Here is a 13,885-nt window from a genome sequence, read left to right as displayed (position 1 = left end):
AGCCCGGGCCCGGCCCGGGAACCGGCGCGCGCACGCGAGTGGAGCGGCGGCCGGATTCGTACCGGATTCCTATCATCTGCAATGATTGGCACTGACGGACCTGGTCTCACCGGCCTCGTCCCGTCCCAGACGCCGCCGGGCCGTTCCCCCCGACAGCCCGGCGGCCCCAGCCGCCCGCCCGGTCCCCCGCCAGGCGGGCGGCTCCTTTTCCGTCCCGGGGTACGGCTCCGAATCCGGCCGTACGGCTCCGGAAGCGGTACGGCTCCGGAAGCGCGGCGGGCCCCGGGACACGGCGGCCCCCGAGACGCGCCGTACGCCCCCGGCCGCCCCGCTCACCCGTCCGGCCGCCCATCCCGCGCCCCGCGCCCCCACCCGTGATCGCTTGGGAGCGTGCACACCCTGCTTCCCGAGCCGGTGCGGCGGTTCGCCGCCTGGTGCGTCGTCCTGCTGCTGGTCGCCGGGGTCGTCGCGGTCGGCATCTGGCTGGTCACCACCTTCCGGGCCGCCGTCACCCCGCTCCTGCTGGCGATCCTCGGTACGGCGCTGCTCGGACCCCTCTACCGGCGGCTGGTGAAGATGCGGGTCCACCCGTCGCTCGCGGCCGGGCTGACCTGCGTCGCCGTGGTAGCCGTCGTCGGCGGGGCGATGTACATCATCGTGGTGGCGCTGATCGACAACGGCGCCCAGATCGTGTCGTCGCTGCGGGACGCCGCCCAGGGCGTCACGGAGCATTTCGGCGCGGCCGGGACGTCCCTCTCCGACGTCGCGAAGAACGCCAAGGACCTGCTCACCAAATTCGGCGGAACCGCCGCGTCCGGTGTGATCAGCGGACTGAGCGTGGTCGGCCAGGGCATCGCCACCGCCGTACTCGCCCTGCTGCTGATCTTCTTCTTCCTCCGGGACTCCGACAAGGCCGCCGGACTCGCCCGCTCCGTGATCCCGGGCTCCGCCGGGGAGACCGTGGAGGCCATGGGCCGCCGGGCCTTCGAGGCGGTCGAGGGCTTTATGCGCGGTACGACCCTGATCGCCCTGATCGACGCCGTACTGATCACCGCCGGACTGCTGATCCTGCGGGTGCCGGGCGCGGTCGGTCTGGGCGCGCTGGTCTTCGTCGGCGCGTACATCCCCTACCTCGGCGCCTTTCTCTCCGGTGCGGTCGCCGTCCTGGTGGCGCTGGCCGACCGGGGCTGGGTGATCGCGCTCTGGGTGCTGGGCGTGGTGCTGGCGGTCCAGGTGATCGAGGGCCATCTGCTCCAGCCGATGATCCAGAGCCGGACCGTCCAGATGCACCCGGCGGCGGTGATGCTGGCGATCACGGCGGGCGCGGCGGTCGCGGGCATCCTCGGCATGCTGCTCGCGGTCCCGGTGACGGCGGCGGCGTTCGGCATCATCGGCGAACTGCGGAAGCGGTACGGCCGGGCTGACGAGCTGCCGGGCGGCCCGGGGAGCGGCGGGGCCGGGGCCGGACCCGTCGCCGATTAGTACGACCGGCGGGCCGGGACGCGGACTCCGGTGGCGTTAGTACGACCGCGCCACGGTGACCGGGTCCCGTAGAAGCCCCCGTACGACCCCACCGTCCCGCCCCCGGAACGGCGAAGGGTCCCGTACCGCCGTTCACACGGCGGTACGGGACCCTTCGGCGCTACTCGGGCCCTACGCGACTACTCGGCGGCGGCCGACGGCTTCGCGACCGGCTTGCGGAGCTGGAGGTTCAGCTCCCGCAGCCGCGCCTCGTCCAGCTCCGTCGGCGCGCCCATCATCAGGTCCTGGGCGTTGCCGTTGAGCGGGAAGGCGATGGTCTCGCGGATGTTGGGCTCGTCGGCCAGCAGCATCACGATCCGGTCGATACCGGGGGCGATACCGCCGTGCGGCGGGGCGCCGAGGCGGAACGCGCGCAGCATGCCCGCGAAGGCTTCCTCGGTGGTCTCCCGGGCGTAACCGGCGATCTCGAACGCCTTCAGCATGACCTCGGGCTCGTGGTTCCGGATGGCGCCGGACGACAGCTCGATGCCGTTGCAGACGATGTCGTACTGCCAGGCCAGGATGTCCAGCGGGTCCTTCTCCTCCAGGTCCTTCATGCCGCCCTGGGGCATCGAGAAGGGGTTGTGGGAGAAGTCGATCTTCCCGGTCTCCTCGTCGCGCTCGTACATCGGGAAGTCCACGATCCAGCAGAACCGGAACACGTTCTCCACGAACTGACCGGCGCGCTTGGCGGCCTCGACCCGGACCGCGCCCATAATCTTGGAGACCTCGTCGTAGTCCCCGGCGCCGAAGAAGATCGCGTGTCCGGCGGCGAGGCCGAGGCGCTCGGTGAGGACGGCGACGTTCTCGGCGGTGAGGAACTTGGCGATCGGGCCGGAGAGCGTGCCGTCGTCGCCGACCCGGACCCAGGCCAGGCCCTTGGCGCCCTGCTCGACGGCGTAGTCACCGAGCTGGTCGAAGAACTTCCGGGGCTGGGCCGCGACGTCCGGTACCGGCAGCGCGCGGACGTGCTTGCCCGCGAACGCCTTGAACTCGGAGCCCTCGAAGACATCGGTGATGTCCACCAGCTCCAGCTCGGCCCGCAGGTCGGGCTTGTCGGAGCCGTACTTCGCCATCGCCTCGCGGAACGGGATCCGGGGGAACGGCGAGGTGGCGTGCCGCCCGCCGCCGAACTCCTCGAAGATCTCCGTCATCAGCTTCTCGACCGGCTGGAAGACGTCCTCCTGCTCGACGAAGCTCATCTCCAGGTCGAGCTGGTAGAACTCGCCGGGCGAGCGGTCCGCGCGGGCGTCCTCGTCGCGGAAGCAGGGCGCGATCTGGAAGTAGCGGTCGAAGCCGGAGATCATCAGCAGCTGCTTGAACTGCTGCGGGGCCTGCGGCAGCGCGTAGAACTTGCCCGGGTTCAGCCGGGACGGGACGACGAAGTCCCGGGCGCCCTCGGGGGAGGTCGCGGCCAGGATCGGGGTCGCCATCTCGTTGAAGCCGAGGGCGGTCATCTTGTGCCGGATCGCGGAGATCACGGCGGTCCGCAGCATGATGTTGCGGTGCATCCGCTCGCGGCGCAGGTCGAGGAAGCGGTACTCCAGCCGGCGCTCCTCGTTGACCCCGTCCTCGGCGTTGATCGTGAACGGGATCTGGGCGGCGGCGCCCAGCACCTCCACCTCGGCGACCTCGACCTCGATCTCGCCGGTGGCCAGCTCGGGGTTGATGTTGTCGGCGCCCCGGCTGACGACCTTGCCGTCGATCCGGACCACGGTCTCCTTGGTGAGGTGGCTCAGCGCCTCGTTCGCGGCGGTGCCGGGGCGGGCCACGAGCTGGGTGATGCCGTAGTGGTCGCGGAGATCGATGAAGAGGATGCCGCCCAGGTCTCGGCGATTGTGCAGCCAGCCGCTCAGCCGGACGTCCGTGGAGACGTCAGAGGCGCGGAGCTCGCCGCAGGTGTGGGACCTGTACCGATGCATCGTCGTTCATCCAGTCTTGTGGTGGTCGGGGCGGGTGCGCCCGGTCCGGGCGGCCGGGGTCCGGGCCCGGTGACGGGCGCCGGGCCGGTAGGCGGCGGCGCCGGGGGGCGCGTGGTGCGGAGCCGCATACGCGCCGCACGCGAGGGCGAGGCCGAGCATGCGACCCTCAAAGGTTACCGCCCGCCCCTCGCGACCCTCATTGGCTTATACATGCCAGGCACCGGAACCGGCCGCGCGGGACGGCGGCGGGTTCCGGGGAAACGGGGCCCGGGCTGCGGGCGGCGGCGTACGGTCCGGGGCGCGTACGGCACCGTACGCGCCCCGGACCGTACGGAAACACGTACGAAGCCCCCGCCTGCCCCCGCCCGCCCCCGGGCCGTACGGGAGCCCGTACGCACCCCGTACACCGGCCTCCACCCGCCCGGACGCGAGCCGGGGGGCCCGCCCCGCGCACGCCCCCGGCCGGATCCGGGGCCGGTCAGGCGCCCCCGCCCCGGTGGGCTCACGGCCACCGGATCGGAATAAAGTGAGCAAATGCGTACCGAGGACGTCCTGGCCGCCATCGCGACGGGCCTGTGGCGATGGGACAACGCGGGCGGCACGGTCACCCTCGACGCGGAGGCCGCCCGCCTGCTCGGCCTGCCCGACGACCCCGCCGCGCCCGCCCCCGGCGGCTCCGCCGGCCCCGGGATCTCCGCCGCACCCGCCGACCCCGCCGTCTGCGGGATGTCCGGCGCCCGGGTCTCGTACCCCGAATCCGCCGTCCGGGCCCGGATCCACCCCGTCGACTGGAACGAGATCAACGGCGTGGTCTCCCTCTCCGTCGCCGAAGGCACGGTCGCCGAGGGCAGGCTGCGGGTCGTCGACACCGCGGGCCGGGTGCTCCGTACCGTACGGACCCGGACCAAGCCCACCTCCGTCGACGGCGGCGGCTTCGAGATGACCGGCATCATCCAGGAGGTCGCCGAACCCGCCGAGGGCACCGCCGCGCAGACCCCCGTCACCGGCGACTGGCGGCGCTCCCGCGAGGCGTTCCTGCTGGACGCGGGACGCGCCCTGGCCGAGGCCCGGTCCACCGCCGAGGTACTGCGGGTCGCCGCGTCCCTGTCGATGCCCGGCTTCTCCCCCGACGGCCTCGCGGTCTTCGGCACGGCCGCCGGGGACCGGCTGACGATCATCGGCCAGCACGGACACCAGAGCGCCGGGGGCGACCCGTTCTCGGACATGCGGGCCGACGCCGACCACCCGGCGGCCGAGGTCGTCCGGACCGGCCGGGCGATCTACCTCCCCTCCCCCGGCGACTACGCCCGCCGCTACCCCACGAGCTGGCCGCTGGCCCAGCGGCTGGGCCGCCGCTCGTGGGCGTACCTCCCGCTCATCGTCTCCGGGCGGACCATGGGCGCCTGGCTGGCCGCCTTCCGCCACCAGGTCGTCTTCACCCCCGACGAGCGGTCCGTCCTCACCACCGTCGCCCGGATGCTGGCCCAGGCACTCGCCAGAGCCGGGGTCGCGGAGACCGAACGGGAGCTGTCCGAGGGCCTCCAGCGGACGATGATGCCGGTGATCGGCCCGGCGATCCCCGGTATGGCGGTCGCCGCGCGCTACGTCCCGACCGGCGGCGGACTCCAGATCGGCGGCGACTGGTACGACATGATCCCGCTGCCGTCCGGCCGGATCGCCCTCGTCATCGGCGACGTCCAGGGCCACGACGTCTGGGCCGCCGGACTGATGGGCCAGCTCAGGATCGCCCTGCGGGCCTACGCCTCCGAGGGCCACCGCCCCGACGCGGTGCTCTCCCGGGCGTCCCGCTTCCTGCACGGCGTCACCGACGCGTACGACGGCGCCGAACACTCCGGGCTGCGGTTCGCGACCTGTCTCTACATGGAGTACGACCCGGCGAACGGCTGTGTCGAGATCGCCAGGGCCGGACACCCGGAACCCGCCGTACGGATGGCCGACGGCACGGTCATCATCCGGCCGACGGAAGGCGGCCTTCCGCTCGGGATCGACCCCGACTCGGACTACCCCACGACCCGGCTCACCCTCGAACCGGGCGAGACGATGATGATCTGCACGGACGGCCTGCTGGAGACCGGCGGCCACGACCTCGACACCGGCTGGGCCCGGCTCCGGGAAGTCCTGGAACGGCACCCGTCGACCGGATCGCTCGAAGAACTCGCCGACTCCCTGGTCTCCGCCGTCCACGGCCCCGTCTCCCACTACACGGTCGGCCCGCTCGCCGACCGCCGCGAGGACGACGTGGCGCTCGTGCTGCTCTCCCGCGAGGGCGAGCCGGGCCCGGTCGAGGAGGCGGCGCGCCGGACCGCGATGACCATCGCCCAGGCCGAACCGGAACGCATCGCGGCGGCCCGGGGCACCGTACGCGAACTCCTCCACGACTGGACCGACCCCGAACAGGTCGACTCGGCGGTCCTGATGGTCTCCGAGATGGTGACGAACGTGCTGGTCCACACGGACGGCAACGCCTATCTCGTCGCCCGGGTCACCACCCCCAACGGCACCGGACCCGCCGCCCGGGCCGGGGGCGCCGGACCCGCCGGACCCGACCCGTCGAAGTCCCGTCGCGTCCTGCGCGTCGAGGTCGCCGACACCAGCGACGAACTCCCCCACAAGCGCCGCCCCGGCGAACTCGCCTCGTCCGGACGCGGTCTGGTGCTGATGGAGATGCTGGCGGACGCGTGGGGGGTCGACCCCCGGGGCGAGGGCAAATGCATCTGGTTCGAACTCCACGAACCCCCGAAGAACGACTGACGACCGAGAGCAGGTACTTCTTGCCCGACTCCTACGACATATGGCGCCTCGCGGCCCTGCGCCGCGACGCCAACGCCCTGGCGCCCTTCGTCGCCTACGCCACCGACGACCCGGACACCGCCCGGCGGGCACCGCGCCTCGCGGCCCGGGTCTTCGCCGCCGCCCCGGCCGACCTGGACGAGGCACAGGACGCGGTCGACACCCTCCGCGCCTGGTCCCGGGCCCTGACCCCGCACCCCCACCAGCCGGACACCCCCCGCCCGGCGGAGGCCGACGCCCGCACCCGCGACTACGTCGCCGACATCCGCCGCGAAGCCCTGGACGGCGCCGCCCCGGAGTGGCGCTTCACCGTCGAGCTCTTCCTCTCGGTGGGCCTCCGCGAACTCCTCGCCCGCCCCCTCGCCCCCGAGGTCCACGAGGACGCCCGCTACCTCCACGCCCGGACGACCATGGCCCTCGACCTGGGCCACCGGGCGGCGGCCGAGGCGGAGCTGGCCCGCTTCCAGGAGCTGCGGCGGGAACACGCGTAGCCCGGGGCCCGGAGGCGGACCGCCCGTTCACCAGGTGCGGGAATCCGCCCAGTGGTCGGCGGCGGCGTCCTGGTCGGCGCGGAACGTCTCCGGGTCGACTCCGGCAGCCGTACGCGCCCCGGCCGCGAACTCGGGCCGCCCCACGAAACGCTCGCGAGGGCGGATCGCCGCCGGTTCCCGGTCGCCGTTCGCCCCGGTGCCCTCCGGGTGGAGGTCGGCGATCACCAGCCGGTAGCCGAGGTCGTAGGTGTCGCGGGCGAGGAGGTCGGCGTACCGGGCCCGCCAGCGGCCGGACGCCAGATCGTCCGCGAGCCGGGCCAGGCCGGGGGTGATGACGGTCTCGCCGGTCTGGGCCAGCAGGGAGATCCCGGCCCGGGCCCGGGGGTCGAGATAGGCGTAAGGGCGGCGCCAGTACGCGGCGGCGAACCCGTCCGCGCAGTCGTGCGGGACGGGCAGCGGCTCGATCCGGGCCCCGCCGAGGAGTTCGGCGAGCCGGGTCACCGGCACGGCCCGCGCGTCCTCGAACGCGGCGGCCTCCGGCAGATACTCCCGGATCAGCCAGAACCGCTCGCGGAACACCTCGTGATCCCAGGTCAGTACCACCACCCGGCGCCGGGCGACCCGCCGCAGCTCGGCGATCCCGGCGGCCGGGTCGGACCAGTGGTGCACGGTCAGCACCGCCAGGGCGGCGTCGGCGGCCCCGGCCCGTACCGGCAGCCGTTCCGCCACCGCCCGGACGGCGGGCGCGGCGCCCGGCGGCCGTTGCCCGATCATGGCCCGGCTGGGCTCGACGGCGAGCACGGTCCGCTCCGGTTCGTACGAACCGGCCCCCGCGCCCACATTGATCACATCCGCCGCGTCCCCGAGCGCCGCCCGGATCCGGGCGCCGATCCGGGGATCGGCCCGGCGGGTCGTGGCGTACTCCGTACCGATGGTGTCGTAGGTGGCCATGCCCTCAGGGTGCCCGCCGTACGACACCGGGGCGGGCGGTTCCGGCCGCGCGAGGCCGGGTCCATTCGCCCTTCGTCCGGCTGGCCTTCGTCCGGTCGGCCCTTCGCCACCCGGCACGGGGTCCGGGTGGCGAAGGGTCTCCAGGTCATCGCATCCGAGGCTCAGCGGCTCAGAAGGTCAGCTTCCAGCTGTCGATGTACCGGCCGACGTTGTATCCCGAACCCCGGACTCGCAGCTTCCAGGTGCCGTTGGCGGTCTCGGCGGACGCGTCGACACCGGTGGTGGCGATGCTGGGGCCGTTCTCCAGGGCGAAGCCGCTGACGAGCGGATACGTACTGCCGTCCGGGGCCACCAGCTCCATCCGCTGTCCGGCGTCGGCGATATTCGTATCGACGACCAGGACACTGGGGGCGTTTCCGGGGACGCCGGTGACGGTGATCGGCGAGTCGGCGGGCGACGTGTCGTCCGGGATCGGGTAGTTGCCGGTGTTCTCGAAGCTCGGCCCGACCGGACGCGGTGAACCACCGGGGCGGACGCCGACATTGACGGCCCCCCAGGCTTCCTCGACCTTCTGGTGCGTCGGCGAGGAGGCCCCGTAGAGGTCGGCCGTCGCCGCGAGGGTGGCGGCGCGCGCGCCGAGGTAGTCGGTGGTGGAGGTCATATAGACGGTGAGGGCCCGGTACCAGATCTGCTCGGCGGCGGCCCGGCCGATGGGCGTGACGGGCAGCCCGTCATGGGTGGGGCTGTCGTAGGAGACGCCGTTGATCGTCTTCGGACCGTCGCCTTCCGATACGAGGTAGAACCAGTGCGAGGCGGGCCCGGCCATGTACGTACCGTGTGAGCTGGAGGAGATCCGGGGGTGCCAGTAGTCGGTACCCCTGATGTTCTTCGACGGCCGGTCCATATAGCGCGGCCGGGCGTTGAGGCCGCCGTGGTCGACGTTCTCGCCGATCACATAGTCGCCGGGGTCGTTGGGGTTGGCCGCGTGGAACTCGACGCCGGTGGCGAAGATGTCCTTGGTCGCCTCGCCGATCCCGTTCGACTCGCCGTAGTACCCGAAGTTCGTGGTGCTGGCGATGATTCCGGCCGTGAACTCGTGGGCGGCCATGTCGATGGAGGTGTACGGGGTGGTGCCGCCGTCGCCGTACAGCACGCAGAAGCAGCCGTCCCGCCAGTAGGCGCCCCGGTAGTCGTTGTAGTAGTGCACCTTGCTCGACGCGCCGTCGCCGTCGTTGCGGACGCCGTAGCGCTTGTGCACGTCGGTGAGATAGTCCCAGGTCACCTGGGCCCCGTAGGCGGCGTCGACCGCGTCGGTCTGACGACTGGCCGAGGTGCCGTCGCCCCAGACGTTGTCGGTGTCGGTCAGGAGACGGCCGCCCTCGCCGTAGTAGGTGCCGCCGTTCAGGAGGTCGTACGTCCGGTGTCCGCCCCGGGCGCTGTCGGTCATGTTGTAGAAGGTGCCGAAGCGGGAGGTCCCCAGATCCACCTGGCCGCTGTAGCGGCTGTGGCCGACCCCCCGTGCCTCCGCGCGCTCGCCCCGGGCGGTGTTCCCGGTGTCCCGGCCCTTGTCCCGGGCCGTCTTCCGGTCGGCGGCGGGGGCGCCGCCGGGTTCGCCGGTCCCGAGGGCGTTCCGTACCGCCTCGCGGCGGTTCAGTTCGGCGCCGGTGGTCGCGTCGGTGACGACATGCAGCTCACTGGGCGTGCCGTCGGCCTGGGTGCCCTTGACGACGGTCTCCCAGGCCAGCACCGGCCGCTCGCCCGCCGCCCAGACCACCTTGCGGGCCGCGCGCCCGAGCTTCGCGTCCTCGGTGCCCGCCGCCTTCGCAGCGCCGACCGAGAACGCCTGGGCCGAGCCCGCTTTCCGGGCCGGGGTGGTGGACGGTACGGAGATCCGGCTCCTGGTCGCCTTGTCGACGCCCTTCAGGGTCCCGGCCGGGGCGGTGTGCACGACCAGATCGCCGCCCAGTACGGGTAACCCGTCGTAGGTCCGCTCGTACCGGGTGTGCAGGGTGCCGTCGGTGTCCTTGACGACACTCCGCGGCACCAGCCGCTCCTTGCCGCCCAGCCCGAGCCGGGCCGCGGTCGCCTCCCGGTCGGCGGTGGCGTCCTTGAGCAGCGCGCTCTGCTCGGCGGGGCTGAGATACGCGGGCAGCGCCCCCGCGCGGGGCGTCGCCGAGGCGGCGCCCGGGGCGGCCCCGGGCGCGGCTCCGGCGACACCCGGCGGCAGAACCGCCGCGAAGAGCGCGATACCGGTGAGCAGCGCCGTACCGGCGGCTGCTCTGCGAGGAAGTGGCGCCATGGAATGAACTCCTCTGCGTCGACGGTGAGTCCCGTCCGGACCGACCCCCGTCGGCGAGGTGCACCGACGGCGGAACGCCCGGTGGCTGTACGCCCCTTCGGCCGGACACACGGGTATCCACAGAGGGCACGCTCGGCGTGCCGTCAGGTTGCGAGAGGGGCTATGGGGAAGCGTGGCACCCGGGGTTTCCATGTGACAGAAGGGGTGGCCGATTGGCCATAACTCACCAGTCCCTTTCACCGCCCCCCGCCACGACGCGCCGATCCGGAGACCGGTACGGCCCCCTCGGTCCCGGTTACCGCCGCGTCAATCACGCGGCAATAGGGCCCCGCACCCGACGAAAAACCGCCGCGCGGCCCGGGGCGGCACGGCGCCGGGAGGCAGGTGGGCGTTACGGGCGGGGGTGCGGGCCGCGGGCGACGAGTGGCGGGGTGCCGTCCCCCGGCAGGACGACGAGGAAGCGCCAGGGGTCCGCCTCGACCCGGGCCAGCCCGATCGTCTCGGCGGCGAGCAGCGTCCGGGCCGCGGGCTCCTTCCCCTCGGACAGTTCGTCGAGCGCGGCGTAGCTCCGGGTGAGCGACCGGGCCGGGCCGTCGATCCACAGGGTGACGGCCGCCCCTCGGCGGAGTGCGGCGAGCAGGTCGTCCCGGGCCGGGCCCCCGGTGGCGGCCAGGACCCGGTTGTGGAGCCGTTCCTGGACGGACGGCCCTGGCGGGGTGTTCTCCGCGAGGTGGCGGCAGCGGCGGCAGGACTGGAGGGCTTCGGGCTCGAACAGGTGCAGGTAGTACGTGACGCACCGGGCGGCGATGCCGCACAGGGTGCCGCGCGGCCCGGCGGCGTGGTCGACTCCGGGGGCGCCGTTCACCTGGCAGGCGGCGAACCAGGCCGGTTCCCGGGCCGTTTCGGACGACCGGTCGTCGGCCGGGGTGTCGGTCATGTGGTCGAGGATGTCATGGCCGCCGGTGCGGTGATCGGCGTGATGCGGTGCCGTGCCGTTGCCCGGGCGTTCGTCCGGGCAACGGCGCGCGGGGTCAGTCCATGGGGTCGACGGACTGGAGTTCCTCGGCGGAGAGGGCGGTCAGGGACTGTTTGCCCACCATGAGGACGAACCGGTTGCTGAGGCCCACCGAGACGATGCTCTTGGTCTCGGCCGATACCGTGCGGGCCTTCTCCAGGAACGGCTGGGGGACCGCGATGCGTTCGGTGCGGCCCGGGAGGGCGAAGGTGTCGCCGACGGCGCCGGGGGTCCGGAGTTTGGTGCCCGAGCGGGCCGCCGTGCGGGACGGGCGGCGGACCCCCGGGTAGAGGGACGCGTACAGCCCGGCGAAGGCGGCCACGTGGTGGGCGCCGGGGACGGAGAGCCGGCAGACGGGGACGCCGTCGATCGCGGACTGCTCGACGAAGTGGGGCGGCAGGACCCGCGGGTCCCGGTGGAGGAGTACGGTGACCGCCCAGACGCCGGTGTCGGAACGGACCGTGGCGTCGGTGTTGTTGAGGTCGACCAGCAGCTGCCAGACGTCGGACGGCTGGGCGGTGCGGTGGAAGCGTTCCAGGCGGCCCGGGATGCGGTGCAGGCTCCGGATGTACATCTCGTTCCAGCGGTACAGGGCCTCCCGGGCGCCGTCCTGCCGTTTGCGGTCGGCGTCGTAGTCGGCGATGACCCGTTCCCGCTGGGCGCGGACGAATTTCCGCCGCAGCTCGCCGAGTTCGTAGGCGAGTACGCGTCTGAGGCGCTGCGGCGCCCGGCCGTAGGCGGCGGCCAGTTCGATCAGGTTGTCGTCCGTGGTGGTGGGGCCGTGCCACGGTCCGGGGCGGGGCACATAGCGTTCGGCCATCGCGAGGACCAGTTCGAAGGCGCGGGCCTGGCGGCGCTGTACGGCGGGGGTCCGGTCGACGGCGCGTTCCACCGTACGCCGGGACATGCCCAGGGCCGCGGCGACGTCGTCGACGAACCGGGGGCGGCGGCTCGGGACGATGCCCTCCGTCTCGAATCGGCGGTAGTTCTTCGGGGAGACCTCCAGCCGCTCCACCACGTCCTGGGCGCGGAGACCCGCGGCCCGGCGGAGGTCGGCGAGGGTCCAGGAGCTTCTGGACTCGGTGTTCATCAGCTGCCACGGGTGGATTCCCAGGGCCTCGGCGAGGGCCCGTACCCGCGGCGGATCCGGCACTCGGTGCCCGTTCTCGTATGCCAGGATCTGCGCCTTCGTCGCTCCGACGGCCCGGGCCAGCGCGTCCGCCGTGATCGACTCACGGGTGGAATCCCCGTCGGCGTTGGTCCTGTGGGTGCGCAGTGCGGCCGGATCGAAATCGCTGAGGCCCCGTGCCATTAACCTGCTCTTTCTCGTCAGCGGGACCGATTAAGGGGTACCATCCGGAGTAAGCGGGCCCTGCTTCCCCGTGTTCATGGAGAGCGCGACCTGGTCTGCCGTTCCTTTTAGCGGCAGAACTGCTGGATGTGCTCGTTGAAACACGGGATGTTAGGAATCGCTGACCGCACGGTTAAAGGACTTCGGTCCACGTGTATTGGTTAAGGAAAGACCCTGTACCTCCACGGTTCGCGAAGCCGTCGGCGGAGGCACAGGGTCGGCGTCTGGGAGCGATCTCCCGGGAAGGCCCTCTGTTGCCGCAGGGGGCCTTACGCGCCTAGAGGTGACCGTCGAACAGTTGACGCCGCAACCAGGCACCCAGTGCCTGAAGCGCCAGCCATACGGCGGCCTTCTTGACGATCTTCCGGTTGGTTCGCTCTCCGCCCTTCGGCGGATCGGCCATACGCGGCACCTTCCCTTTGACGACGGAGCCCGATCGGCCCCGATCGGGACAACCGATCGACCGGTGCCGCCTCGAAGAAGATGTTGGGATTACCTTACCGGGTGCGCCCGTACGTTCAGTGGCGTCGCCAATCGCGGTACTCCACGGCAATGTGACGCCGAGTCGGCCAGTGAATTGGCGTTAATTCCACTTAAGCCCCGCCTTGAGCGCTCTGAGCTGCGAACATACGGCCGAGCGGCTAATCAATTGGTCCATACCAAACCGGGTGGCGAGTAGAGTTTCTACGCCGTTTACGGCATCTGTGTACGCCGTCCACGACAACAGCCGCTCGCGCCCCTGTGGGCTATGTCACTTCAGGCGTTCCGCGACGAAGACGAACTCGCGCCCCGGGCGGTCCGGGGCGTCGCGGAGCTCGTAGGACCGGAAGCCGGCGGTATGGAGATCGGCGGCGATCTCGTCCCGGGTACGGAAGCGGAGCGTCGACGTCGAGGTGAGCGTCTCGGACGTGGCGCGGAAGATACAGGTCTGACGGAACGTCACCAGGGGGCCTTCGACGCCCAGGATGTCGTACCAGCTCTCGACCTCCCCCGTGCCCGGGATGTCCACGACCTCGTACGACTGCTCCCGCGTCCAGGACTCCCAGGCGCGGACGGCCGGGTCGCGGGTCTCGAAGACCAGCCGGCCGCCCGGGCGGAGGGAGCGGCGGGCGGCTTCGAGGGTGGCGTGCCAGTCCGCCGGGTCGAGGATCTGCTGCGCCGCGTTGGCGGTCATCGTCGCCAGGTCGTAGCCGGAGCCGAGGTCGGCGGGCGGGACGGCCGTCGCGTCGCCGTCGATCCAGCGGACCCGGTCCGCGCCCGGTTTGGCGCGCGCCACGTCGAGGGACGCCGCCGCCGGGTCGACGCCCGTCACCTCGATCCCCCGGTCGGCGAGCAGCAGGGCGAACACCCCCGTACCGCAGCCGATGTCGAGGACCCGGCGGGCCCCGAACTCGTCCGCCATGGCGAGGTAGGCGTCGAGATCGGAGCGGTCCGGGTCGAGCGGGTCGTAGATCGAGGCCAGTCGTGGGTCCTGGAAGATCTCATTCGGCATGGCATCCGACCGTAGTCACCGGCGGGCGGGGG

Annotated in this window: 10 protein-coding genes; 3 read left to right on the top strand and 7 right to left on the bottom strand. The window is 72.4% G+C overall.

What is annotated here, in order from left to right; all coding sequences use genetic code 11:
* The first annotated feature begins 390 nt into the window (after positions 1-390).
* Positions 391-1,482, top strand: coding sequence for an AI-2E family transporter (locus AB0G74_RS11785; protein ID WP_361143739.1), 1,092 nt, complete (start codon positions 391-393; stop codon positions 1,480-1,482).
* A gap of 179 nt (positions 1,483-1,661) precedes the next feature.
* Here AB0G74_RS11785 and aspS read toward each other — a convergent pair whose 3' ends face one another.
* Entirely contained in the window at positions 1,662-3,443 is a 1,782-nt protein-coding gene (aspS, locus tag AB0G74_RS11780; RefSeq protein ID WP_361143736.1) for an aspartate--tRNA ligase, read from the bottom strand.
* Between the two features lie 534 nt (positions 3,444-3,977).
* Between aspS and AB0G74_RS11775 the strand changes: the two genes are divergently transcribed.
* Both AB0G74_RS11775 and AB0G74_RS11770 read left to right on the top strand, forming a co-directional pair.
* A complete protein-coding gene (locus AB0G74_RS11775) occupies positions 3,978-6,215 on the top strand; it encodes a SpoIIE family protein phosphatase (protein ID WP_361143733.1) in 2,238 nt (745 codons plus the stop codon).
* Between the two features lie 20 nt (positions 6,216-6,235).
* Positions 6,236-6,745 carry a hypothetical protein gene (locus AB0G74_RS11770; RefSeq protein ID WP_361143731.1) on the top strand — a complete coding sequence of 170 codons (510 nt, stop codon included), beginning with the start codon at positions 6,236-6,238 and terminating at the stop codon, positions 6,743-6,745.
* Between the two features lie 27 nt (positions 6,746-6,772).
* On the opposite strand, the gene AB0G74_RS11765 is transcribed toward AB0G74_RS11770, so the two are convergent.
* The 6 genes from AB0G74_RS11765 to AB0G74_RS11740 form a co-directional block, all read right to left on the bottom strand.
* Complete coding sequence (locus AB0G74_RS11765) at positions 6,773-7,696, bottom strand: methyltransferase domain-containing protein (RefSeq protein ID WP_361143728.1); 924 nt, start codon at positions 7,694-7,696, stop codon at positions 6,773-6,775.
* 169 nt (positions 7,697-7,865) lie between these two features.
* The gene (locus tag AB0G74_RS11760; protein ID WP_361143725.1) at positions 7,866-9,995 is read right to left on the bottom strand and encodes a M4 family metallopeptidase; all 2,130 of its coding nucleotides are present in this window, start codon (positions 9,993-9,995) and stop codon (positions 7,866-7,868) included.
* Between the two features lie 391 nt (positions 9,996-10,386).
* Positions 10,387-10,932: a hypothetical protein gene (locus tag AB0G74_RS11755; protein WP_361143722.1), complete on the bottom strand. Its 546-nt coding sequence runs from the start codon at positions 10,930-10,932 to the stop codon at positions 10,387-10,389.
* A 94-nt stretch (positions 10,933-11,026) separates the two neighbouring features.
* Complete coding sequence (locus tag AB0G74_RS11750; protein WP_361143720.1) at positions 11,027-12,322, bottom strand: helix-turn-helix transcriptional regulator; 1,296 nt, start codon at positions 12,320-12,322, stop codon at positions 11,027-11,029.
* A gap of 316 nt (positions 12,323-12,638) precedes the next feature.
* Positions 12,639-12,764 carry a hypothetical protein gene (locus AB0G74_RS11745; RefSeq protein ID WP_358824577.1) on the bottom strand — a complete coding sequence of 42 codons (126 nt, stop codon included), beginning with the start codon at positions 12,762-12,764 and terminating at the stop codon, positions 12,639-12,641.
* A 348-nt stretch (positions 12,765-13,112) separates the two neighbouring features.
* Positions 13,113-13,853, bottom strand: a complete 741-nt coding sequence (locus tag AB0G74_RS11740) for a class I SAM-dependent methyltransferase (protein ID WP_361143716.1) — start codon at positions 13,851-13,853, stop codon at positions 13,113-13,115.
* Between the last annotated feature and the right edge of the window lie 32 nt (positions 13,854-13,885).

Origin of the sequence: Streptomyces sp. NPDC020875 (assembly GCF_040641415.1) — a bacterium.
Taxonomy (GTDB): Bacteria; Actinomycetota; Actinomycetes; order Streptomycetales; family Streptomycetaceae; genus Streptomyces.
This window is presented reverse-complemented; position numbering and strand designations above follow the sequence as displayed.